This window comes from Billgrantia pellis (genome assembly GCF_008297955.1).
Taxonomy (GTDB): domain Bacteria; phylum Pseudomonadota; class Gammaproteobacteria; order Pseudomonadales; family Halomonadaceae; genus Halomonas; species Halomonas pellis.
The window spans coordinates 415,401-437,404 of record NZ_VTPY01000003.1 but is presented as its reverse complement, the minus strand read 5'-3'; the positions used below and the strand labels follow the sequence as shown (position 1 = coordinate 437,404).

Genomic DNA, 22,004 nt, shown 5'->3' with positions numbered 1-22,004 from the left:
GAGGAGAAGGGCATGAAAGGAACACACAAGGTCGGTCTGGTCGGGGTCGGCCTGATGGGCCATGGCATCGCCGCCAACCTGCTGCGTGGCGGGCACTCGCTGTGCTTTCTGGAACACCCCGGGAACCAGCCGGTGGAAGATCTGTTGGCCGTGGGAGCCATGGCCAGGGAGAGTGCTCGCGAGGTGGCCGAGGCCGCCGAGATAGTGATCCTCTGCGTCACCGGCTCGCCCCAGGTGGAGGCGGTATTGTTCGAGCCCGGCGGTGTACTCGAGGGGCTCAGGCCAGGTGGCCTGGTAATCGACTGCTCCACGGCGCTGCCGAGCTCCACCGAGCGGGTTGCCGCTCGCGTGGAAGCGGCAGGCGGTCGTTTCATGGATGCCGCCATGACGCGCACGCCCAAGGAGGCCGAGGCGGGGCGACTGAACTTGATCGTCGGCGCGCCGGAAGCGCTGTTCGATGAAGTCAGGCCGCTGCTGGCGTGCTTCGCCGAGAACATCGCCCACGCCGGGCCGGTCGGCGCCGGACATACCTTGAAACTACTGCATAACTTCGTCTCGCTGGGCTTTACCGCCGTGCTGGCCGAAGCTGCGGCGGTCTCGCGCCGGGCCGGCATCGACGATGCCGCCTTGCTCGACGTGCTGGGTCATGGTGGTGGCGGCGGGGTGATACTCGAACGCCTGCGTCCCTTCATCGAGAGCGGCGACCCGTCGGGGTTTCGCTTCAGCGTGGCCAATGCGCTCAAGGATATCGGTTACTACCGCACCATGACGGATGACCTCGACGCCGAGCACGGCGTGGCGGAGGCGGTACTGGCGCTGTATCGCATGGCGAGCGACGCCGGCCACGCCGAGCGGCCGGTGCCCGAGTTGGTACGTCTGCTCGAAGGAAACTGAGCCGCAGCGCTACATTCCGTCGGATTCGCCCGCGTTGGGCAGGCGTTGTAGCGGATCCTGACGGAAGTAGCGTTCGAGCAGCGCATAAAGCTCCGGGTAGGCGGCGGTGAGCACGTCGGGGGCGGTGAAGAAGGTCTCGCAACAGACGGCGAAGCACTCGCCGGGGTGGGTGGCGGCGTAGTCGTCGATGGGGGGCTCCTCGCCGCGTTCGAGGCGCGCCTGCAGATCTTCCCACACGGCGGTGAAGATGCGGTGCCACTCCTTGGGGTCCATCTCGCGGGACAGTGGCGGGAAGCCGTCGACGTCGAGCGAGTTGCCCATGTCGAGCTTGTGGGCAAGCTCATGAATCACCACGTTGAAGCCGCTGAAATCGCCGCTCTCCATCAGGTCGGGAAAGGCCACGACCACAGGACCCTGGTGTGAGGTCTCTCCCGCTCGCTCGTCTTCGTAGGCATGCATGACGCCGAACTCGTCCATCTCCTCAACCTGGCGGTGGAAGGCATCCGGCAGGATCAGAATTTCGTGAAAGCCACTGAACGCCTCGTCGTGGTCGTCGTCCGACCAGCCCAACGTCAGCAGGCAGGCCTGGGCCGCGAGCGCCAGTTGGGCGGCTTCGTCGAAGGTCGTTCTCGCGGCCAGATCGGGATGCAGGCTAAGGCGCTTGGTATGCAGGAAGCGCCAGGCGCGGCGCGCCAATCGTTCCGCCTCGTCGTCCTCGAGCCACTGCAGGAGCGGCAGGCGCGCCCGGGCCTCGGCCCAGGCCTCGGCGGGAAGCGGATGGCGAGCCTCGAAGCGCTCGGTTCGCCAGCGGCGCAGGCGACGAAACATGACTTCAGGTCTCGTCCTGCTTGGCGCCGGACTTCCATGACCAGTCGCGCCAACGCAGATCGAACAAGTCCTTGCGTCGATCCTTGAGATTGGTCACCGAGCCCTCGGCGCGCACCACGGTAAGCCGGGTCAGATCGAGATCCGAGAAGATCACCATTTCGGTGTTGGGCGTGGTCTCGGCGAGCACCGCGTCGTGGGGGAAGGCGAAGTCCGAGGGCGAGAACACCGCCGACTGGGCGTACTGAATGTCCAGATTGCGAATCGACGGCACGTTGCCCACGCTGCCGCACAGCACCACGTAGCATTCGTTCTCGATCGCCCGCGCCTGGGCGCAGTGGCGAACCCGCAGATAGCCATTCTTGGTATCGGTCCAGAATGGCACGAAGAGAATGTCCATGTCCTGATCCGCCAACAGCCGGCCAAGCTCGGGGAACTCCACGTCGTAGCAGATCAGGATGCCGATGCGTCCGGCGTCGGTGTCGAATACGCGCAATTCGTCGCCGCCCTCGATCACCCACTCACGACGCTCCTGAGGGGTAATGTGCAGCTTCGACTGTTTTTCGACATGACCGTCGCGGTGGCACAGGTAGCTGACGTTGTAGAGCCGATCCTCCTCGCCCACCTCGATCATCGAACCGGCGATGATATTGATGTTGTAGGAAACCGCCATACGCGACATCTCCGTCTTGAACTGCTCGGTGAAGCCGGCCAGGTAGCGGATGGCGGCGAGCTGATCCTGCTGGGTGGCACGATCCTGAAGACCCATCAAGGGGGCGTTGAACAGCTCGGGGAAGACGGCGAAGTCGCTCTGGTAGCTGGAGATGGCGTCGACGAAATACTCCACCTGCTGCAGCACCGATTCCATCGAGGCGCACTCGCGCATCTGCCACTGCACGGCGCCGACGCGCACCTGGGTGGGACGGTTCTCGAGCACGCGCTCGGCGGGCTCGAAGAGAATGTTGTTCCACTCCAACAGGGTGGCGAAGCCTTGGGATTTCTCGTCCTCGGGCAGGTACTTGCGCAGCAGGCGCTTGACCTGGAAATCATTGGCGAGCTGGAAAGAGAGAATCGGGTCGTGGATCTCCTTGCGTGCGACCCGCTCGATGTATTCGGCGGGGGTGAGGTCCGGGTACTCGTGATAACTGGGGATGCGTCCACCGGCGAGGATCGCCCGCAGATTCATCGAGCGGCACAGTTCCTTACGCGCCTCGTAGAGGCGTCGGCCCAGGCGGTAGCCGCGATAGTCGGGATGAATCAGGACATCCAGCCCGTACATGGCGTCGCCTTCGGGGTCGTTGAGGATGATGTCGCGATTGCCGACAAGATCGTCATACCTGTGCGGATTGGAGAATTCGTCGTAATCGACCCGCACGGTCAGTGCCACGCCGACCAGCTTACCGTCGTCCTCGATGGCGATCTGGCCATCGGGGAATTCCTGGATCAGCCGGTCGATGGTGTGCTGGGGCCAGGCGCCGCCGATGTCGTTATAGACGGCATCCATCAGCGCCTTGAGCTGGGAGTAGTCGTCCTGCGTCAGGTTGCGCAGGTTGAGGTGCAGGTCGTCAAGGGACATTGCGCTGGGTTCCTGCTCAGGGTGGAGGGAGCATTCTACCATGCAGCGGGCGCCGGCCAGACCGTAGCCGAACGGTTGCCAGGTGTCACCGCTTTGTCACCGAAACGCTTCACCATTGCCGCAAAACGACGCATAAGCGGCTACGCTGAACTTCGGGAGAGTCGATGACAGCCATGCCACGCCTTCACGGGCAACGCGGACGCAGCATGAATCCTGACAACAATCATCCAGACAATAGCGCTCCACCCGGGGCGCCGAACGTCGACTCCGGCTTGCGAGGGAGTCAGCGCATCCGACTGGAAGGCGTCAGCAAGCGTTGGGGCGACACAACGGCGGTGGACGGCATCGGTTTCGACGTGACACCGGGCGAGTTCGTCATCCTCCTCGGCCCCTCGGGCTGCGGCAAGTCGACCACGTTGCGTATGATCGCCGGCCTCGAGCCGGCTAGCGCCGGGCGTATCCATATCGGCGAGCGCGACGTCACGTATCTGCCGCCGGGCGACCGCGGCATCAGCATGGTGTTCCAGTCTTACGCGCTGTTCCCCCACCTGAGCGTGGCCGACAACATCGTCTTCGGACTGCGCAGTCGCAAGGTGCCGAAGGCGGAGCGCCGCGAGCGATTGGCCCGAGTGGCGGAACTGGTCGATCTCACCGCCTATCTCGAGCGCAAGCCGGCCCAGCTCTCCGGGGGCCAGCGTCAGCGGGTCGCCCTGGCCCGGGCGATCGTCTCCGAGCATCCCATCTGCCTGATGGACGAGCCGCTCTCCAACCTGGATGCCCGCTTGCGCGGCGAGATGCGACGCGAAATCAAGGCGCTGCAGCAACGCCTCGGCATGACCGTGATCTACGTCACTCATGATCAGGTCGAAGCCATGAGCATGGGCGACCGCGTGATACTGATGCAGGCCGGACGCATCGTTCAGGACGGCACGCCGAGCGAACTCTACGAGTGCCCGGCGAGCGCCTTCGCGGCCAGCTTCATCGGCAGCCCGGCGATGAATCTGGTGCCGCTCTCCGCCGCCGCCGACGGTGCGGTGATCGATGGCGAACCGCATTGCAGCGTGGCGCCCCACGAAGCCAAGGGGCACTGGCTCGGCGTGCGTCCCGAGGATATCCGCCTGTTGCCGGCCGATGCGCCGGGCGTGCCGGCCGAGATGCTTGATGCTGAATATCTCGGTGCCGATAGCATCGTGCGGCTCAGGGTCGGCCGCCAGGAGCTGCGGGCACGGCTCGGTGGACGCCCCCAACGGGAGCCGGGACAAGCATGCCGCCTGCAGTGGTCGCGGGATGCCGCGCACTTCTTCGCCGCCGACGAGGCGGGCCGACGCTTGGCGATCGTCGGGCACGACCTCGGTGCGCCCCCCGGTCGGCATCGCTTTGCGCCTGCTGTGGGGCGGGCCGCCGAAATGCAAGACGGTGGGGCTTCGGCCTCGTCCAGCCATGTGGGTAACGACTCTCCAGGAGTGAACCGATGAACGCGCGATACGCTTTCGAGACAGGCCGGCTCAATAGGGACTGGCCCGAAAAAGGGCGGCTCAGGAAGGGCATGCTCAAGGCAGGGCGGTTGACCGCAGCCGCCGCGCTGCTTGCCGCCGGCTCGCTGAACGCCCAGGCACAGACCGAACTGACCATGTACTACCCGGTGGCGGTGGGCGGCGCTCTGACCGACGTGATCGACGGTCTGGTGGCGGAATTCGAGAACGAGCACCCGGACATTTCGGTCAACGCGATCTACGCTGGCAACTACGATGACACCCGCGTGCGGGCCATGTCGGCTATCGAGGCGGATGAGGCGCCGCAGCTCTCCGTGCTGTTCTCCATCGATCTGTTCGACCTGCTCGAACAGGATGCCATCCTCGCCTTCGACGAAGTGGTCGAGACCGATGAAGAGCGCGAATGGCTCGATAGCTTCTATCCCGGGCTGATGGAGAACGGCCAGATCGACGGCCAGACCTACGGCATTCCCTTCCAGCGCTCGACTATCGTGCTTTACTGGAACAAGGACGCTTTCGAGGCCGCAGGGCTCGACCCGGAGACGCCGCCGGAGACCTGGGAAGAGATGGCCGAGATGGGCGCTGCGATCCGCGAGGCCAGCGGCGGCGAGCAGTGGGGCGTGATGGTGCCCTCTACCGGCTATCCCTACTGGATGTTTCAGGCCTTCGCCTTCCAGAACGGCCATCGCCTGATGAACGAGGAAGGCACCGAGGTCTATTTCGACGACCCCGCCGCCATCGAGGCGCTGGAGTATTGGGTGGCGCTGGCTCAGGAGCACGAGGCGATGCCCGACGGCACCATCGAGTGGGGCACCCTGCGCCAGAACTTCCTCGAGCAGTCCACCGCCATGATGTGGCACAGCACCGGCAATCTCACCGCGGTACGCAACGAGGCCTCCTTCGACTTCGGCGTGGCCATGCTGCCGATGAAGGAACAGCGCGGCAGCCCCACCGGTGGCGGCAACTTCTACCTGTTCAAGGGCAGCAGCGAGGAGGAGCAGCACGCCGCGATGACCTTCATCCGGTGGATGACCGATCCTGAGCGTGCCGCGGCCTGGTCGATCGAGACCGGCTACATGGGGGTGAGCCCGGCGGCCTACGAGACCGAGGCGCTGCGCAACTACGTCGAGGAGTTCCCGCCGGCCGCGGTGGCCCGCGACCAGCTCGAGCACGCCACCGCGGAGCTGGCCACCTATCAGGGCGGACGCGTACGCCGGGCGCTGGACAACGCCGTGCAGGCGGCGCTGACCGGGCAGATGTCGCCCGAGGAGGCGCTCAAGCAGGCCCAGGCGGAAGCTGACGCAGCGCTGCGTCGTTATGCGCGTTCCCGTTGAGGAAACGCTGACAAATGGCTGCGTTCCCTTCCACCGGCTCAACAGGACTAGGCGAACGGTGCGCCGGGGGGCAAGGGCGGCGAGGAGGTCATTTGCCATGGGTGAGGAGCACTGCTCCGAACGGGCTGGCCATGGATGGCCTGCACCGGCCCTGCAAGCGGAGCAGGATGCGAGAGCGCCGCAGGGTAAATGTCGCGCCCAGGGAAGGAGTCACCGCGCCTCATCAATGGTACGGCACTCCGGGCCCTTGGCCCCCGGATCAGCCCCGCGATTGGACAAGGCATGGTGATCCAGAACGCTGACAGACGCATGCAGATCTATGGCGCGCTGTTGCTGCTGCCGGCGGCGGTGCTGCTCGGCACCTTCGCCTATCTGCCCACCGTGGCGACGCTGATCAACAGCTTCTTCCTGCCCGGCTTTCGCGGCGCGCCGCCGGCATTCGTCGGGCTGGAGAACTACGCGATCCTGATCGAGGACCGTACCTTCTGGCGGGTGGCGCGCAACAACCTGATCTATGCGCTGGGTACCATTCCCACCTCCATCGCCCTGGCGCTGGGGATGGCGCTGTTCGTCAACGCCCGCCTGCCGGGACGCGGCTTCGTGCGCATGGCTTACTTCACGCCAACCATCCTGCCGATGATCGCGGCGGCCAATATCTGGATGTTCTTCTACGCGCCGCAGATCGGCCTGTTCAACAAGCTGCTCGGCGCGCTGGGGCTTTCCGGCGTCAATTGGCTGGGCGACCCGGGGGTGGCGCTGACCTCGGTGATCGTGATGACCGTGTGGAAAGAGGCCGGCTTCTTCATGATCTTCTACTTGGCGGCGCTGCAGAGCATTCCACCGGAGCTCAAGGAGGCCTCGGACCTCGAGGGCACCAGCCGCTGGAGCTTCTTCTGGCGGGTCACCTTTCCGCTCTTGATGCCGACCACGCTGTTTGTGCTGATCAATGCGCTGATCAATGCAGTGCGGGTGGTCGACCACCTGTTCATCCTGACCAAGGGCGGGCCCAACAACGCCACCAACCTGCTGCTCTACTACGTCTACGAGAACGCTTTCTCGTTCTTCGACCGTACCTATGCCGCTACCATCACCGTGGTGATCCTGCTGGTGCTGGCAGTGGTGGCCACGCTCAAGTTCACCGTGCTCGATCGCAGGACGCACTACCAATGACGGGGAGCGATCCATGAACGTGAACGACGCTGCGATGCCGTCGCGCCGCTTGGCTCTGCGTCTTCCCGGGCTCGAGACCACCGCTGCCTGGTTGCTGGCCATCGTCTGGATCTTTCCGTTGCTCTACGCGATATGGGCCGCCTTCCACCCGCCGGCCTACATGGTGCGCTTCGACCTGTTTGCCCCGCTGACGCTGGACAACTTCGCCAACGCCTGGGCCCAGGCACCGTTTGCCCGCTATTACCTCAATACCTTCCTGCTGGTCACTGGGGTGGTGCTGGCACAGTTCGTGGTCTGCACCCTGGCGGGCTTCGCTTTCGCCCGTTTCCCCGTTCCCGGCAAGGATTTCCTGTTCATGCTGGTGTTGATCCAGCTGTTCGTCTTTCCCGAGGTGCTGATCGTCGAGAATTACCGTATCGCTAGCGGCCTGGGGCTGGTCGATACCATTACCGGCATCGGGCTGCCGTACGTCGCCAGCGCCTTCGGCATCTTCCTGCTGCGCCAGACTTTCAAGACCATCCCGCGGGAGCTGGAGGAAGCCGCCAGGGTGGAGGGCTGCGGTTGGATGGCGATCCTGCTCAAGGTCTACGTGCCCTTGGCCAAGCCCACCTACCTGGCCTACGGCCTGGTTTCGATCAGCCACCATTGGAATAACTTCCTGTGGCCGCTGGTGGTGACCAACTCAGTGGAGAGCCGCCCGCTCACCGTGGGGCTGGGCATCTTCTCGGCGCCGGAAACCGGCGTCAACTGGGCCACCGTCAGCGCCGCCACGCTGCTCAGCATCGCCCCGTTGCTGGTCGCCTTCCTGCTGTTCCAGCGCCAGTTTGTGCAGTCGTTCCTGAGGGCGGGGATTCGCTGATAGAGATCGATTGTCTACCCTTGGGGAGAATGCGTGACCAAGGAGAGATCTCATGGCTCATGGACAGTCGAGAGGAGAGGGCAAGACTGCCCAGCTCTACCGCATGGTCATGGAGGAACACCTGTGTCCCTTTGGTCTGAAGAGCAAGGACCTGCTGGAACGCAAGGGGTTCGAAGTGGAGGATCATTACCTGACCACGCGGGAGGAGACGGAGACGTTCAAGGAAACGCACGGAGTGGACACCACGCCCCAGACCTTCATCGATGGCCGTCGTATCGGCGGTTACGACGAGCTGCGCGAATATCTCGGACTGGATTCGCCGGGCGGGGACGAGGCCACCTACCAGCCGGTGATCGCGTTGTTCGCCACGGCGCTGCTGATGGGGTTCGCCGTCAGTTGGACCGCGACCGGCTCACTGCTGAGTTCCAGGATGCCGGAGTATTTCGTGGCCATTGCGATGGCCCTGCTGGGGCTGCAGAAGCTCAAGGATGTGGAGAGCTTCAGTACGATGTTCCTCAACTACGATCTGCTGGCCCAGCGCCAGGTACGCTATGGCTACGTGTATCCTTATGCCGAGACCATGGCGGGCATCCTGATGCTGGCGGGTGCCTTGATCTGGTTGGCCGCGCCCGTGGCGCTATTCATCGGGACGGTGGGCGCCGTCTCGGTATTCAAGGCGGTTTATGTCGACAAGCGCGAGCTCAAGTGCGCCTGCGTCGGCGGTGACAGCAAGGTGCCGCTGGGTTTTGTCTCGCTAACCGAGAACCTGATCATGATCGGCATGGGTATCTGGATGCCGTTGCGCGCCTATCTCCTCTAGATTAGTACTCCGTGAATTCGCTTCACTCAGCACAGCAGTGCCTGACAAGTGCGGCCAGGGCAAAGACATGGGGATCATCGGCTCCGAGATCCTCCAGGGCAATGGCCAGGTTGAGCAAGTAGTCGCGGTTGGGGCCGCTCGGGCCGTGGGCGGCGGCGATCTGGCGAGCCATGGCATCGAGTGGGGCGTCGCCGAGAAAGGCGGCGTTGTCCGCGGTGGCCAGGTAGATCAGTCCTTCGGCGTGGCTGCCGTCGGGGAAATGCAAGACCGCGAGCTCTCGCAGATAGCCGTTCTTCTCGCGAATATCCAGTTGTGCCAGGGTCTCGGCGTCGATGCGGTAGGCCATGCCTTGGCAGACGGTACCGGGCGACTCGACCAGCGTGACCACGCGGCCCGGGGCCTTCGGTGTGCCGCGATGATCGTGCGATCCCTGCCAGAAGCGCCGTGTCCAGCCTTCGATGTGGGCGGGCCGTCGTTCGTGGTAGTCGAACTCGGCTTTCCAGATCAGAGAACCATAGCCAAACAGCCAGATCGTCTCGTCGGGCTCGAAGAAGGTGCGCTCGCGATTGAGGTGCGTAGTGTCGAGGATCATGACGGACTCGGCGTCTTGCGTACCAGGGGTTGGGTCAGGGTCTGCGCCATGATCACGCCGGCGAGCACCAGCAGGCCGCCGATGAGATGGAACAGCGCGATGCGCTCGCCGAGGAAGAGCATGGCGATCAAGGCGCTGAACAGCGGCATAAGATTGATGAAAATGCTGGCTTGACTGGCGCCGATCTGGCGGATAGCACGCATCCATAGAAACGTCGTCACGATCGAGGCGGGAATACCGGCGTAGAGGATCAGCCATATGTTCTGGCCGTCGACCGGCGTCATCGGCCCCATGAGGTAGGGGGGCAGCAAGAACAGGACGGCGAACACTACCTGAGCGTAGAGCACCACCCAGGGCGGCAGGCCCAGGGGCCAGCGCTTGAGCATCACGCCATAGAGCGCGTAGCAGGTGGCGGCCACTACCATCAGCAGATCGCCGAGTGCCACCTGCAGTTCCAGCAACGCAAGCGGATCACCTCGCCCCAGCAGCACCAGCACACCGAACAGCGCGAGCAGGCCACCGAACGTGCCGCCGAGGCTGGGCGCCTCGCGCAGGATCATGGCGCTGAGCAGCACCGTGAGCAACGGTACCATGGCGGCAAGAATGCCCATATTGGTCGCCGTGGTCGTCTCGGCGGCCACGTAGGCAAGTCCCTGCCACAGCCCCATGCCAAGGAGACCCAGTACGGCCAGCTTGGGCCACTCGCGGCGCAGCGCCTCGCGGTGGCGCCAGGCGGCGGGCAGCACGAAAGGGGTAAGCACGGCCAACGCAAGTAACCAGCGCAGGAAGGCAATGCTGCTGGGGGCAATGGCCCCCACGGTGAGCTGGTTGATGGTCATGTTGCCCGACCAGATCAGCACGGCCCCGAGGGGCGGCAGGAAATAGAGCAGCGGCATGGCGACCTCAGGAGCATGAAGAAGCCCCGCTGAGGTCGGGGCTTGCAAAGACACCATGATATCGAGCCGTCACGGCACTGCAAATGATAAGGAAGCTAAGGGGGGGTTGCGAGGCGCGGTAGCGGCCGCGCGCCTTATCGATAAACGATTCGTGCCTATGATGATAGAGAACGGACAATCTTGACGGGCAGATACGATGAAAGCGCCGAGGTGACATCATGGAGGCAAGGCATTACGCATGGATGACGCTATGTGCCGCTCTTGTGCTGACCGGCTGTGAGGACGAGCAGGCCACGACGCCGGACGACGAGACGGCGCTCCAGGATGCCGTTGCGTATGTGGGACGCTGGGCTGCCGAGCCCGCCTGGTGCGCGCAGGGCGGCGAAGAGCGTGCGATCACGCTTTCTCCTTCACGCTTCGAGGGATACGAGAACACCTGCAAGATGGAGGCGTCGCAGGAGTCCGAGGACACGTGGACGGCACAGCTCGAATGTTCGGGCGAAGGGATGGAAAGCAGCGAGCGGATTCGTATGCGGCTCGAAGATCACGAGGCGATGACGCTGACCTGGCTCGACCGCGACGATGCCGAGGTGGCACTCATGCGCTGTCCTTTGAGCGAGTAGCCTAAGGCGGCAGTGCATTCCGGCAGGCCGTCAGCGCAGTTGACTGTCCTTGCTGCCGCGTCGGTTGTAGCCGCTGTAGACCGTACGCCGCTTGTCGCGCTCGTTCTGGCAGGCGATGCACAGGCGTACGCCGGGCATGGCCTCGCGGCGAGCCTGGGGAACCGGCTCTTCACACTCCTCGCAGTGCGTCAGGCTCATGCCCCGGGGCAGCTCGCTGCGCGCTCGCTGCAACGCATCCTCTATGGTGCTGTCGATCTGCTCTTGTACCGCTCCGTCTCGCGACCAGCCACCCGCCATGTTTGCCTCCTTCGGCGCTTCGCGTGCCGACTCTCTGACCTTTCAGTTTGGAGTATCTGGTAGGACCTTGCCAACAGGCGGGGCCTGGTCAACCGGCGGGACCTTTGCAATAAGACGAGCCCCACCTTGGTGGGGCTCTGTTGGTTCAGGCGTTACCGCGAACGGATCGGTTAGGGCGCGGGTTCGGCTTCGGCTTGTGGGACGTTATCCCCTCCCGTGGGCTGGTTGGGAATGGTTTCCAGGTACCCTTGCTCGCTGGCGTGGGCCAGGAAGCGCAGGTGGCGTTGGTACTCATTGAGCACGTCATGCATGACCTGGATGCGCGTGTAGCCGTTGAGGTCCTGACCTAGACCGCCCTCGGCGAGATGAACGTCGAGGCGCAGGTAGTAGTCGTCATCGGCGGGCAGGAAGCTCGGCGGCTGCAAGCGCTGTGGACGTATCCCGTAGATGAAGCTGGGAGCGCCGTCGAAGTCGACCTGCAAGGTGGGGCAGAGCAGTTGGGTGCCGTGCACTTGCTGCTCGGTAACGGTGGCCTGTTGGCCTCGACGGGTCAGCTCCTCGGCCAGTTCGGTCAGCGCCGGGCGAATGGCATGGCGCAGCGTGGCTTCCGCGCCGTTCTGCGTGGTGGCATCGAGGGTTCGATCGAGGCGCTCACGCCAGTCACTGATGGCGGAGGCACTGGCCACCACTTGATGGCGGGCATCGGCCTTGCCGGTCTCGACCTTCAGCGAGCGGTACATGCCGATCATGGTCAGGAAGATGATGGCTGAGAACGGTAGAGCGGTAATCACCACGGCACTCTGCAGGGTACGCAAACCACCGGCCATCAGAAGCGCCAGGGTGATCAGGCCGATGATGGCCGACCAGAAAATCCGTAGCCGGGCGGGGGCGTCGTGGTTCACATCGCGCAGCACGTAGGTGAAGTTGGACAGTACCAAGGCGCCCGAATCGGCCGAAGTGACGAAGAAGACGATGCTCAGCACCAGCACGACGGTAGCGGTGACACCGACCAGGGGCAGCTGCTCGAGGAAGGTATAGATGGTGGCCGGTGGCTGGTTCACGGCTTGTTCGCCGAGTACCACCAATCCTTGGTCGACCATGTCGATACCGCTATTGCCGAAGACCGACATCATCACCATCACGAAGATCAGCGGGATGAACAGGGCGCCGGCGACGAATTCGCGGATGGTACGGCCACGGGAGATGCGGGCCAGGAACAGGCCGACGAAGGGTGCCCAGGCGATCCACCAGCCCCAGAAGAACACTGTCCAGCCGTTGAACCAGCCCTGCGCCTCGGGCGCGTAGGCATAGGTGTCGAAGCTCTTGCCGGTCAGCGCCACCAGGTAGTCGCCGGTGTTCATGACCAGCATGTTGAGCAACCCGAGGGTGTCGCCCTGGAGCAGCACGAACAGCACGAGGCCGGCGATCAGCAGCAGGTTGAGTTCCGATAGCCGGCGGATGCCGCGCTTGACGCCGCTCACCACCGACAGGGTGGCCAGGGTGACCACCAGCAGGATCAGCATGACCTGGGCGGGGAGCCCCTCGGGTATGCCGAACAGGTAGGTCAGGCCGTAGTTCATCTGCATCACGCCGATGCCCAGCGCGGTGGCGATACCGAACACGGTAGCCAGCACGGCGGTGATGTCTACGGCATCGCCAATGGGGCCATAGATACGTTTACCCAGCAGCGGATAGAGCGTCGAGCGAATCGCCAGGGGCAGCCGATGGCGATAGCTGAAATAGGCCAGGGCCATGCCCATCAATACGTACAGCCCCCATCCCGAAACGCCCCAATGCATGAAAGTCTGCACAATGGCTCCGCGCTGGGCTTCGGCGGTGGCGCCTTCGCCGAGAGGCGGATTCAGGTAGTGAGTCAGCGGCTCGGAGACGACAAAGAACAAGATGGCGCCACCGAGCCCGGCGGCGAAAAGCATGGCCGACCACGACAGCAACGAGAATTCCGGTCGCGAGTGATCGGGACCCAGGCGGATCTTGCCGAATCGCGAGAAGCCGACCATGGCCACGAAGACCAGATAGGCGATGACCGCCAGCATGTAGTACCAGCCGAAGGTGGTACCGATCCAGTCCAGTCCGGCATTGAAGAATGCCGTCGCGTGATCGGTGAAGGCGATGGCATAGATCAGGAAAAGCAGGATGCCGGCTACCGAGCCATGGAAGACGGCGGCGTTGAGTCGATTGCTCGACTCGGCGTCAGAGTGTAGGTGTGTCATGGGATGCCTCTCATATTGTTATTGCCATTGGCTTGTTGTGAGCCCGGTCGTTGTCGTGATCGACGAGGCCGGCTCGTTGCAAGCGGGCCATGACGTCGGGCTTGGTCCAGACCAGGTACAACCTTCCGCCCCGCGCCTGACAACGACGTGCCTGGCGCTGGAGCAGGTGGATGCCGCTCAGGTCGACGAAGTTGATGCCCGCCGCCAGTACGACCAGATTCGGTCGGTCGTGAGAGTCGAGTTGCCGGGCGACCGACTCGCAGGCGCCGAAGAACAGCGATCCGTCGATCCGAACGACGGTGCAGCATGGCGCCTTCAAGGCCTGCTGAATCTCCGAGGGGGCTTGGGATAGCGCACAGACGACCACCGGCGGACGGGTGGTTCGACGCAGGTAGACGGCCAGCGAGGCCAGCACGCCGAAGTAGATGGCGAACTCCAGGGCCAGCAGCAGGGTGCTGAAAAAGGTGATCAGCAGGATCGCCGTTTCCGAACGGCTGATGGCGAGTGTCTCGCGAATGCTATGCCAATCGATCAGCTTGGCGGCAACCAGCAGCAGCAGACCGGCCATGGCCGACATCGGCACATGGTGCAGCAGGGGAGCGGCGACCAGCACCATCGGTATCAGGAACAGCGCCGCCAGTACTGCCGCCAGCGGTGAGCGGGCCCCGGCGCTGGCGTTGAGTCCCGAGCGGGTGAACGAGCCCGACGAGACGTAGGCGGAGAAGAAGGCACCGCCCATATTGGATAGCCCCTGGCCAATGAATTCCTGATTGCTGTCCAGTCGTTCGCCCGAGCGAGCGGCGAAGGCTCGGGCGATGGCGGCGGCCTCGACCAGGCCCAGCAAGCCCAGGGCGATGGCCCCGGGCGTCAGCATGCGCAGGGTGTCGAGCGTGAGCTCCGGCGCCGTGAGCGGTGGCAGACCTGCCGGCACCTCGGCGATGCGCAGGATCTCGGTATGTGCCGGGTCGAGCCAGGCCGCCAGCAGCGACGCCGCCACGAGCGACAGCAGCATGCCCGGCCAGCGTGGCAGCCAGCGCTGGATCGCCAGGGAGAGGGTGAGCGTGAAGCCGGCGATCAGGACGACATCGGGGCGGATGTCGCCAATCCGGGCGAACAGTTGGGGCCAGACGTCGAGAAAGCCGCTGCTCGCCATCGGGACCAGCCCCAGCGCATAGGGGAGTTGGCTGGTGGCGATGATCAGTGCCGCACCGGCAGTGAACCCTGTCACCACCGAATGCGAGACGAGATCGACCAGCACGCCCAGCCGCGCCAGGCCCAACAACAGCTGGAAGGCGCCGGTCAGGAAGGTCAGGGTCAGCACCAGGGTAATGAACTCGTCGCTCCCAGTCTCGGCGAAGGGTCGCAACGTGGCAAACAGCGCGATCGACAGGGCCGCCGTCGGCCCGCTGACCATCCACCGCGAGGAACCGAACAGGGCCGCCAAAATGACCGGGACGATGGCGGTGTACAAGCCATACTCCGGAGGTAGCCCGGCCAGCAGGGCATAGGCCACCCCCTGAGGCACGACCAGTACGGCACCGGTCAATCCGGCGATGGCATCGGCACGCAGCGAGCGCGCCGTCTGCTGCGGGAGCCAGCCGAGAAACGGCAACCAGCGTTTGAGCCTGGCCGGTTGCCGGCGATCATCGGTTGCGGTTTCCCTCATGACTATTCGACGGAGGCCGCCGGAAAGCGCGCGCGCCGCTCGAGATCGTCCAGGTCAATGGTGTTGCGCATGTACTGGGTGCTGGCATCGAACATCGGCTGATGATCCCAGGGCGTGACTTTGCCTTTCATGAGCGCTCGCGAGACCAGCTTGCGGCGCCGCTGACTGGCGATCACTTCATCGTGCAGCCGCGCATAGTCCCAGCGGCGGGCGACCTCGTTGCGGAACTCCTTGCATAGATCCAGGTGCGCGGGATCCTGCGCCAGGTTATGGAGTTCCAGCGGATCGGCCTCGAGGTCGAACAGCTGGTCGGGGTCTGGCGTGCTGTGAACGAACTTGTAGCGCCCGCGGCGGATCATCAGCAGCGGTGCGATGGCACCTTCGCCAAGGTATTCGCCGATCACTTCGTCGTGCCCGCCGCTGCCGGTCAGGTGCGGCAGCAGGCTGCGACCGTCGACGGGGACGGCGTATTCCGGCGCGATACCGTCGTGGGCGAGTTCGGTAAAGGTCGGCAGCAGGTCCATGGTCGATACCGACTCGCGCACGCGGCGCGGGGCGAAGCGGTCAGGCGCGTGAACGATCATCGGTACCCGGGCCGAGTCCTCGAACCAGCTCATCTTGTACCAGAGGCCGCGCTCGCCGAGCATGTCACCGTGGTCGCCGGAAAAGACAATGATGGTGTTATCGTCGAGCCCGGTCTCTTTCAGCGTCTTCAACACGGCGCCGATCTGGTCGTCGACATAGCTGATCGCCCCGTAATAGGCGTGACGCGCGTTGCGGATCTGCGCGTCGCTGAGGGTGTCCTCGTCGAGCTGATAGACATGGCGCAGGCGTTTCGAATGCGGGTCCATCAGCTCGCGCGAGTAGGGCACGCGAGGCATGTCGATGTCGTCGTGGTCGTAACGGTCCCAGTACTCCTGCGGAATGGTGTAGGGGTCGTGCGGATGGGTCAACGACACGGTCAGGCAGAAAGGACGCTGCTCGCCATTACGAACATAGTCGTAGAGGAAACGCTTGGCGCGGAAGGTGACCTCATCGTCGAAGTCGAGCTGGTTGGAGCGCACGCAGGGGCCGGCCTGAGTCACCGAGGACATGTTGTGGTAATAGCTCGGCCGCTCATCGAAATTCTCCCAGTCGACGAACCAGCCGAAGTCCGCCGGGTAGATGTCGGTGGTCAGGCGCTCCTCGAAACCGTGAAGCTGGTCCGGGCCGCAGAAGTGCATCTTGCCGGATAGCGCGGTGGTGTAGCCGGCGTCGCGCAGGTAGTGGGCAAAGGTGGGGGTGTCGGCAGGAAAGTCGGCGGCATTGTCGTAGCCACCGATGCGCGACGGCAGCTGGCCGGCCATCAGCGTGAAGCGCGACGGTGCGCACAGTGGGCTGTTGCAGTAGGCGGAATCGAAGACGACGCCCTCGGCGGCCAGGCGCGACAGGTTCGGTGTCTTGACCAGCGGGTGGCCGTAGAAGGGCAGAGCCGACGCGGTCATCTGGTCGGCCATGAGAAATAAGAGGTTGGGTTGCTTGTGCGTCATGGGAGTCTCTTGTCGGTCATGGAGGGCTATGGTGAGCACTCGGCGCCAGTCTTTGCTGGCTGTGGCAACAGTCTCTCTGCTAATCTCAAGGCCTGTAAACACGCTAAATTTTTATGGGAGGCATTAGCTAATCTAATGTCGTGGATAGCTAAAACGGCGTCGCCCAATGGCCTGCGAGTCTTCGAAACGGCGGCACGGCATCTTAGCTTCACCGCTGCGGCACGCGAGCTGCGCTCGACCCAGTCGGCCGTCAGCCAACAGATTCGTGCCCTGGAAGAACAACTTGGCCTGCCGTTATTCGAGCGCATCTATCGCGGGGTGAAATTGACCGAGGCGGGGCATGCCCTGTTCGTCAGCGTGCAGGAGGGCTTTGCAACCATCGACCGCACGATCGATCGACTTCAGCACAAACTCCGCCATCCGCACGTGAACATCCTGACCGACTTCTCGTTCGCGGCTTATTGGTTGATGCCGCGGCTGCCGCGCTTTCGGGAACGCCATCCGCATATCGACGTGCGCATCGTTACCAACCAGGGCGTACTCGACTGGCGGGCCCAGGAGGTCGACGTGGCGATCGTTTTCTGCGATGAGCGAATGCTTGCCAGCGGCGTTCCGCTGCTGTTCTGCGAAGATGTCTTCCCTGTGTGCAGCCCGGGTTTTCTGCAGCAGCACGGGCCGATCCCGGATCTCGAGGCACTCAGCAAGGCGCCGCTTTTAACGCTCACTGCCGAGCAGGGGCTGCGTTGGTTGGACTGGCCGAGCTACTTCGAGCAGTTGGGTGGTATGACCCACCTCGAATCGTCGGAGCTGACGTTCAACAATTACACCCTGCTGATCCAGGCGGCGATTGCCGGGCAGGGCATCGGAATGGGGTGGCAAGGCCTGGTCGATGACATGCTGGAGAAGGGGATGTTGGTCGGCCTGCAAGACCTGCGACTCCGCTCGCCGCGGGGCTATGGGTTGGTCGATGCACGACCGGACTCTCCCGGCGAGGCCAAGCGGGCACTGCAGGAGTGGGTCCTGGAATGTTCATTCCAGGAACGGGATGCCTGAAAACGATGACCAGAGGGTCATGCCGGGCGCAGTGAACGTGCGCCCGGCATAAGCGCTAGACGCCGAGAATCTCCTTGGCCTCGTTCAAGGCCTCTACCGACTGGTCGTGATCGCCGTCGTTGTGATATTGCTCTCCCTCCTCGCGCAGGTCGCGTACGCGTGAGAGTTCGTCTTCGCTGAGTTGGGATACTTTCTCCTCGTCCTCCAGTGCCTCGTCGATATCGGACATCAGTGAGGGACACATATGCGCCCAGGCGGGCGCAATGAAGGCCATCAGCACCAGTGTGGCCAAGAGTTTCTTGATCATATCGGGTTTCCTCCATGGGCCACAGCCCCGTCTGCGCTCTCCCGGGCCGGCCCTGATGATTGCGCGAATCAGGTGCCTTGCCATTGTCTGCACGCCGTGAACGGGCAGGACGCGCAGAGCAACGGTCTGGCGCTGTCAGTATAGATGGCCCTGGCGTTGCAGACCGAAACGCAGCACGCGCAGCGTAAGCGGACGGAACACCATGGAATACGTGCTTGGGCTCTTGTAGGCTGAAAAAGCTAAGTTGCTCTTTATATTAGGAAAGGTGCAGTCTATGAATAACCCGGGTGGCCCGGAGCCCCATCATGCGATCAGCGACATGCAGACGGATTACGTCGTTGGTCAGGACAATATCGAAGGGCGGCTGGGGCCCATCGGTTTCGATATCCACAATCGGGTCTTCGTCGTATCGGCAATCGCTTCGGTGGTTTTCATCGTCCTCACTCTCCTTTTTCCGGAGAGGGCGGAAAGCGTCTTCCAGGCCGTCGTCAGCTTCGCTACCGGGACGCTGGATGGCTATTTCATGCTCTTGGTGGATTTCTTCATCCTCTTTTGTATCGCACTCGTCGTCCTGCCCTATGGCTCGATCAGGTTGGGGGGGCCCGATGCTCGACCGGAGCATGGCTATCTGTCTTGGTTTGCCATGCTATTCACTGCCGGCATCGGTATCGGGCTGCTGTTCTTCAGTGTGCTGGAGCCGGTCTATCACGCCAACGTTTCCCTACCGCTGGGCGTGGCTTCGCCGTTCGGGGCCGATGGGCAGTTGAATCCCGAAGCCATTCCCGCGGCGACGGCCCTGGGCCTGGCCGGTACCTTTCTCCATTGGGGCATTCATGGATGGGCCGTCTATGTGGTCATGGCGTTGGCGTTGGCCCTCTTTACCTATAACAAGGGCCTGCCGTTTTCGATTCGTTCGGCTTTCTTCCCTATCCTGGGCGAGCGTGTCTGGGGTTGGTGGGGGCACGTGATCGATATCCTGGCAGTGTTCTCTACCCTGTTCGGACTGGCCACGGCGCTTGGGCTCGGAGCACAACAGGCCAATGCTGGGATGAATTTCGTCTTCGGCATCGACATCAGCACCGTCTTCCAGGTCATTGTCATTCTGCTGGTCACGGCGGTGGCATTGGTATCGGTCTGGCGCGGGCTCGAGGGGGGCGTGAAGAAGCTTTCCGAGATCAACATGGTCGTGGCCGTAGGTTTCTTCTTCTTCGTATTGTTTGCGGGCCCGACCCTGGTGGGCCTGAAGGGGTTCTGGTCCGGGCTGTCGAGCTACGTGACGGAGTTCATCCCGCTGTCGGCCCCCTTCGGTCGTGACGACGATGCCTATCGTCAAGCCTGGTCGGTGTTCTACTGGGCCTGGTGGGTCAGTTGGGCGCCGTTCGTCGGCATGTTCATCGCCCGGGTGTCACGAGGGCGCACGGTTCGGGAATTCGTCCTCTGCGTATTGTTGATCCCGAGCCTGTTCATCTTCATCTGGATGGGCGTTTTCGGCGGTATCGCGCTCGAGCAGCTCTACGCCGACCCCGACAATAGTCTGGTCAAGGAGTATGTGATCGATGACTACAGCCCCGAGCTCTCGCTGTTCGGCATGCTGAATGAGCTGCCGCTCACGGGGCTGATGTCGACCGTCGGCATCGTCCTGGCGCTGGTCTTCTTCGTTACCTCGTCGGATTCCGGCTCCCTGGTGATCGACACCATCACGGCCGGTGGCAAGATCGATGCGCCCAGGCCACAGCGAATGTTCTGGGCCACGGTGGAGGGGCTTGTCGCCGTCGTGCTGCTGCTCGGCGGCGGGTTGGCGGCGCTGCAGGCCGGGGTGACGGCGACGGCGATTCCGTTTTCCATCGTGATGCTGTTGATGTGCTACTCGATCGTCAAGGCGCTGAATGGCGAGCTGCGTCACCGTCGCCGCAGGACGTGAACCGAGCGCAGTGAAGTCGCACGAAAAAGGCCGGCCACGGCACCCTGTATTGGCAGGGAGTCGCGGCCGGTCTCTTCGGTTTCGCCTCAGACGATGGCGGCGATGCCGGCCTTGGCGACCTGTACGTCCTGGTCGGGCTTGACACCGGAGACGCCTACGGTGCCAGCCATCTGGCCCTCGACCATCACCGGTACGCCGCCGGAGAGCAGCCCCTGCATCGGCGCGGAGAGGAAGGCATTGCGCCCGCCGTTGATCATCTCCTCGAAGGCCTGGGTTTCGCGAGCGCCGAGCGCCGAGCTGCGGGCCTTCTGGGTGGCGATGTCGGGGGTCATGGCCGGGGCGCCGTCGAGGCGGCGCAGGCCGAGCAGGTGGCCGCCGTCGTCGGCCACGGCGATGGTCACGTTCCAGCCGTTGGCTTCCGCTTCTTTCTGAGCGGCATCGAGGATGGCGTTGACGTCGGTCAGGGTGAGTACGGGTTTGGTCTTCATGGTTCCTTCCTCTTTTTCACAATTTCTTTCGATAGTTGAGAAGCGCTGAGGCGCGTCACGAACGAACGCAGGTTGCGCGAGGCCGGAACGCAGGAACCGGAACATACTTTAGTATGTGGATTCCGACCGGGCTGGCGCACCAGTACCGCCCGCGCGCAAGATGCGGAGTGCAGTAGCGACTCAGTGTTTCTCCAGGGATTCATCGACAATTTCAATCCAATGCCTAACCGGGGTACGCCCCGCGCCGTTGAGGTGCGTCTGGCAGCCGATGTTGGCAGTCACGATCGTCTCCGGGTTGCCGGCCTCGAGGGCGTTGAGCTTGTTGTCGCGCAGCTGGGTGGCGAGCTCCGGTTGGGTGATCGAGTAGGTGCCCGCCGAGCCGCAGCAGAGGTGGGCGTCGGCTACCGGGGTCAGGGTGAAGCCGAGCTTGACCAGCACGCCCTCCACCGCACCTCCGAGCTTCTGGGCGTGCTGCAGGGTGCAGGGGCAGTGGAAGGCCAGCCGGCGGCCTTCGTTGACCTGGAGGCTCGTCAACTCCTCGTCGCGCAGCACCTCGACCAAATCCTTGGCCAGTTCGCTCACGCGCTTGGCCTTGTCGGCGTAGACGGGGTCGTCGGCGAGGATGTCGGCGTACTCCTTGACGAAGGCGCCACAGCCGCTGGCGGTCTGTACGATGGCCTCACAGCCCGCCTCGATGTGCGGCCACCAGGCGTCGATGTTGGCTCGTGCACGGGCGCGGCCGTCGTCCTGGGCGTTGAGGTGGAAGTCGATGGCGCCGCAGCAGCCTGCCTCGGCCACCGGCGTGAGGCCGATGCCCAGGCGATCGAGCACCCGCGCCGTGGCGGCATTGGTGTTGGGTGAAAGCCCCGGCTGCACGCAGCCTTCAAGAATCAGCATCTGCCGTGCGTGGCGCTTGTGGTCGGGGCGCGTGCCGGCATCCATCGGCTTGGGCGGCAGCTTGTCCTTGAGCTTGCCTGGCACCAGTGGGCGGAAGGTCTGGCCCAGCTTGAGCAGCGCCTGGAAGCGCTTGGGATCCACCAACGCCTTGCGCAGGGCGTAACGCTGGGCGCGGTCGGCGGCGCTTCGCGGCACCCGGCGCTCGATCTCGGCGCGGCCGATGTCGAGCAGTTTGTGATACTCCACGCCGGAGGGGCAGGTGGTTTCGCAGTTGCGACAGGTTAGGCAGCGGTCCAGGTGCAGGCGGGTCTGCTCGGTGACGTTCTCGGTGTCATCCGGGTTCTCGAGCATCTGCTTCATCAGGTAGATGCGCCCGCGCGGCCCGTCGCGTTCGTCGCCCAACAACTGATAGGTGGGGCAGGTGGCGTTGCAGAAGCCGCAGTGCACGCAGGTGCGCAGGACGCGGTCGGCCTCCTGGATATGCGGCTGCTTGAGGGCTTCCTCGGTGAAATGCGTCTGCATGTCGAAAATCC

At 63.7% G+C, this 22,004-nt stretch carries 20 protein-coding genes; 9 read left to right on the top strand and 11 right to left on the bottom strand.

Features of this window, described 5'->3' with window-relative positions; genetic code table 11:
- The first annotated feature begins 12 nt into the window (after window positions 1-12).
- Window positions 13-894, top strand: coding sequence for an NAD(P)-dependent oxidoreductase (locus F0A17_RS07855; RefSeq protein ID WP_149327794.1), 882 nt, complete (start codon window positions 13-15; stop codon window positions 892-894).
- A 9-nt stretch (window positions 895-903) separates the two neighbouring features.
- Here F0A17_RS07855 and F0A17_RS07850 read toward each other — a convergent pair whose 3' ends face one another.
- On the bottom strand, window positions 904-1,722 hold the full coding sequence (locus tag F0A17_RS07850) for a M90 family metallopeptidase (protein ID WP_149327793.1): 819 nt from the start codon (window positions 1,720-1,722) through the stop codon (window positions 904-906).
- 4 nt (window positions 1,723-1,726) lie between these two features.
- Window positions 1,727-3,295 (bottom strand): bifunctional GNAT family N-acetyltransferase/carbon-nitrogen hydrolase family protein, encoded by a 1,569-nt coding sequence (locus F0A17_RS07845; protein ID WP_149327792.1) that lies wholly within the window; start codon window positions 3,293-3,295, stop codon window positions 1,727-1,729.
- 206 nt (window positions 3,296-3,501) lie between these two features.
- Here F0A17_RS07845 and F0A17_RS07840 point away from each other — a divergent pair, with 206 nt between their 5' ends.
- The 5 genes from F0A17_RS07840 (at window position 3,502) to F0A17_RS07820 (ending at window position 8,971) form a co-directional block, all read left to right on the top strand.
- Complete coding sequence (locus F0A17_RS07840; protein WP_149327791.1) at window positions 3,502-4,770, top strand: ABC transporter ATP-binding protein; 1,269 nt, start codon at window positions 3,502-3,504, stop codon at window positions 4,768-4,770.
- Between the two features lie 71 nt (window positions 4,771-4,841).
- Window positions 4,842-6,122 (top strand): ABC transporter substrate-binding protein, encoded by a 1,281-nt coding sequence (locus F0A17_RS07835; RefSeq protein WP_149328209.1) that lies wholly within the window; start codon window positions 4,842-4,844, stop codon window positions 6,120-6,122.
- Window positions 6,123-6,404: 282 nt separating this feature from the next.
- The gene (locus F0A17_RS07830; RefSeq protein WP_149327790.1) at window positions 6,405-7,292 is read left to right on the top strand and encodes a carbohydrate ABC transporter permease; all 888 of its coding nucleotides are present in this window, start codon (window positions 6,405-6,407) and stop codon (window positions 7,290-7,292) included.
- A gap of 13 nt (window positions 7,293-7,305) precedes the next feature.
- Window positions 7,306-8,151 (top strand): carbohydrate ABC transporter permease, encoded by an 846-nt coding sequence (locus tag F0A17_RS07825; RefSeq protein ID WP_228716838.1) that lies wholly within the window; start codon window positions 7,306-7,308, stop codon window positions 8,149-8,151.
- 52 nt (window positions 8,152-8,203) lie between these two features.
- Window positions 8,204-8,971: a MauE/DoxX family redox-associated membrane protein gene (locus F0A17_RS07820; RefSeq protein WP_149327789.1), complete on the top strand. Its 768-nt coding sequence runs from the start codon at window positions 8,204-8,206 to the stop codon at window positions 8,969-8,971.
- Between the two features lie 22 nt (window positions 8,972-8,993).
- On the opposite strand, the gene F0A17_RS07815 is transcribed toward F0A17_RS07820, so the two are convergent.
- Both F0A17_RS07815 and F0A17_RS07810 read right to left on the bottom strand, forming a co-directional pair.
- The gene (locus F0A17_RS07815; protein ID WP_149327788.1) at window positions 8,994-9,563 is read right to left on the bottom strand and encodes a gamma-glutamylcyclotransferase; all 570 of its coding nucleotides are present in this window, start codon (window positions 9,561-9,563) and stop codon (window positions 8,994-8,996) included.
- Window positions 9,560-10,459 carry a DMT family transporter gene (locus tag F0A17_RS07810; protein WP_149327787.1) on the bottom strand — a complete coding sequence of 300 codons (900 nt, stop codon included), beginning with the start codon at window positions 10,457-10,459 and terminating at the stop codon, window positions 9,560-9,562. Before F0A17_RS07810 ends, F0A17_RS07815 begins: the two co-directional genes overlap by 4 nt.
- A 218-nt stretch (window positions 10,460-10,677) precedes the next feature.
- Here F0A17_RS07810 and F0A17_RS07805 point away from each other — a divergent pair, with 218 nt between their 5' ends.
- The gene (locus F0A17_RS07805) at window positions 10,678-11,082 is read left to right on the top strand and encodes a hypothetical protein (RefSeq protein WP_149327786.1); all 405 of its coding nucleotides are present in this window, start codon (window positions 10,678-10,680) and stop codon (window positions 11,080-11,082) included.
- Between the two features lie 30 nt (window positions 11,083-11,112).
- Here the strand turns inward: F0A17_RS07805 and F0A17_RS07800 are convergent, their stop codons facing one another.
- From F0A17_RS07800 to betC, 4 genes are all read right to left on the bottom strand, one after another.
- Window positions 11,113-11,379, bottom strand: a complete 267-nt coding sequence (locus tag F0A17_RS07800; RefSeq protein ID WP_149327785.1) for a DksA/TraR family C4-type zinc finger protein — start codon at window positions 11,377-11,379, stop codon at window positions 11,113-11,115.
- Window positions 11,380-11,549: 170 nt separating this feature from the next.
- Entirely contained in the window at window positions 11,550-13,610 is a 2,061-nt protein-coding gene (gene betT, locus F0A17_RS07795) for a choline BCCT transporter BetT (RefSeq protein WP_149327784.1), read from the bottom strand.
- Between the two features lie 10 nt (window positions 13,611-13,620).
- The gene (locus F0A17_RS07790) at window positions 13,621-15,276 is read right to left on the bottom strand and encodes a SulP family inorganic anion transporter (RefSeq protein WP_149327783.1); all 1,656 of its coding nucleotides are present in this window, start codon (window positions 15,274-15,276) and stop codon (window positions 13,621-13,623) included.
- Between the two features lie 2 nt (window positions 15,277-15,278).
- Entirely contained in the window at window positions 15,279-16,805 is a 1,527-nt protein-coding gene (gene betC, locus F0A17_RS07785; RefSeq protein WP_149327782.1) for a choline-sulfatase, read from the bottom strand.
- A gap of 18 nt (window positions 16,806-16,823) precedes the next feature.
- Here betC and F0A17_RS07780 point away from each other — a divergent pair, with 18 nt between their 5' ends.
- Complete coding sequence (locus F0A17_RS07780; RefSeq protein ID WP_228716837.1) at window positions 16,824-17,858, top strand: choline sulfate utilization transcriptional regulator; 1,035 nt, start codon at window positions 16,824-16,826, stop codon at window positions 17,856-17,858.
- A 55-nt stretch (window positions 17,859-17,913) separates the two neighbouring features.
- Here the strand turns inward: F0A17_RS07780 and F0A17_RS07775 are convergent, their stop codons facing one another.
- Window positions 17,914-18,165, bottom strand: a complete 252-nt coding sequence (locus tag F0A17_RS07775) for a hypothetical protein (RefSeq protein WP_149327781.1) — start codon at window positions 18,163-18,165, stop codon at window positions 17,914-17,916.
- Window positions 18,166-18,439: 274 nt separating this feature from the next.
- Between F0A17_RS07775 and F0A17_RS07770 the strand changes: the two genes are divergently transcribed.
- Window positions 18,440-20,086 (top strand): BCCT family transporter, encoded by a 1,647-nt coding sequence (locus F0A17_RS07770; RefSeq protein ID WP_228716836.1) that lies wholly within the window; start codon window positions 18,440-18,442, stop codon window positions 20,084-20,086.
- Between the two features lie 86 nt (window positions 20,087-20,172).
- Here the strand turns inward: F0A17_RS07770 and F0A17_RS07765 are convergent, their stop codons facing one another.
- Window positions 20,173-20,574, bottom strand: coding sequence for a GlcG/HbpS family heme-binding protein (locus F0A17_RS07765; RefSeq protein ID WP_149327780.1), 402 nt, complete (start codon window positions 20,572-20,574; stop codon window positions 20,173-20,175).
- 180 nt (window positions 20,575-20,754) lie between these two features.
- Window positions 20,755-21,993 carry a glycolate oxidase subunit GlcF gene (gene glcF, locus F0A17_RS07760; protein ID WP_149327779.1) on the bottom strand — a complete coding sequence of 413 codons (1,239 nt, stop codon included), beginning with the start codon at window positions 21,991-21,993 and terminating at the stop codon, window positions 20,755-20,757.
- Window positions 21,994-22,004 lie beyond the last annotated feature (11 nt).

Coding starts and splice junctions, on each gene's coding strand:
- F0A17_RS07855 (WP_149327794.1), top strand. CDS start 13: ATGAAAGGAACACACAAGGTCGGTCTGGTCGGGGTCGGCCTGATGGGC.
- F0A17_RS07805 (WP_149327786.1), top strand. CDS start 10,678: ATGGAGGCAAGGCATTACGCATGGATGACGCTATGTGCCGCTCTTGTG.
- F0A17_RS07850 (WP_149327793.1), bottom strand. CDS start 1,722: ATGTTTCGTCGCCTGCGCCGCTGGCGAACCGAGCGCTTCGAGGCTCGC.
- glcF (WP_149327779.1), bottom strand. CDS start 21,993: ATGCAGACGCATTTCACCGAGGAAGCCCTCAAGCAGCCGCATATCCAG.
- F0A17_RS07815 (WP_149327788.1), bottom strand. CDS start 9,563: ATGATCCTCGACACTACGCACCTCAATCGCGAGCGCACCTTCTTCGAG.
- F0A17_RS07810 (WP_149327787.1), bottom strand. CDS start 10,459: ATGCCGCTGCTCTATTTCCTGCCGCCCCTCGGGGCCGTGCTGATCTGG.
- F0A17_RS07845 (WP_149327792.1), bottom strand. CDS start 3,295: ATGTCCCTTGACGACCTGCACCTCAACCTGCGCAACCTGACGCAGGAC.
- F0A17_RS07830 (WP_149327790.1), top strand. CDS start 6,405: ATGGTGATCCAGAACGCTGACAGACGCATGCAGATCTATGGCGCGCTG.
- F0A17_RS07840 (WP_149327791.1), top strand. CDS start 3,502: ATGAATCCTGACAACAATCATCCAGACAATAGCGCTCCACCCGGGGCG.
- F0A17_RS07780 (WP_228716837.1), top strand. CDS start 16,824: ATGGAGGGCTATGGTGAGCACTCGGCGCCAGTCTTTGCTGGCTGTGGC.
- betC (WP_149327782.1), bottom strand. CDS start 16,805: ATGACGCACAAGCAACCCAACCTCTTATTTCTCATGGCCGACCAGATG.
- F0A17_RS07835 (WP_149328209.1), top strand. CDS start 4,842: ATGCTCAAGGCAGGGCGGTTGACCGCAGCCGCCGCGCTGCTTGCCGCC.
- F0A17_RS07800 (WP_149327785.1), bottom strand. CDS start 11,379: ATGGCGGGTGGCTGGTCGCGAGACGGAGCGGTACAAGAGCAGATCGAC.
- F0A17_RS07820 (WP_149327789.1), top strand. CDS start 8,204: ATGGCTCATGGACAGTCGAGAGGAGAGGGCAAGACTGCCCAGCTCTAC.
- F0A17_RS07825 (WP_228716838.1), top strand. CDS start 7,306: ATGAACGTGAACGACGCTGCGATGCCGTCGCGCCGCTTGGCTCTGCGT.
- F0A17_RS07775 (WP_149327781.1), bottom strand. CDS start 18,165: ATGATCAAGAAACTCTTGGCCACACTGGTGCTGATGGCCTTCATTGCG.
- F0A17_RS07765 (WP_149327780.1), bottom strand. CDS start 20,574: ATGAAGACCAAACCCGTACTCACCCTGACCGACGTCAACGCCATCCTC.
- F0A17_RS07770 (WP_228716836.1), top strand. CDS start 18,440: ATGAATAACCCGGGTGGCCCGGAGCCCCATCATGCGATCAGCGACATG.
- betT (WP_149327784.1), bottom strand. CDS start 13,610: ATGACACACCTACACTCTGACGCCGAGTCGAGCAATCGACTCAACGCC.
- F0A17_RS07790 (WP_149327783.1), bottom strand. CDS start 15,276: ATGAGGGAAACCGCAACCGATGATCGCCGGCAACCGGCCAGGCTCAAA.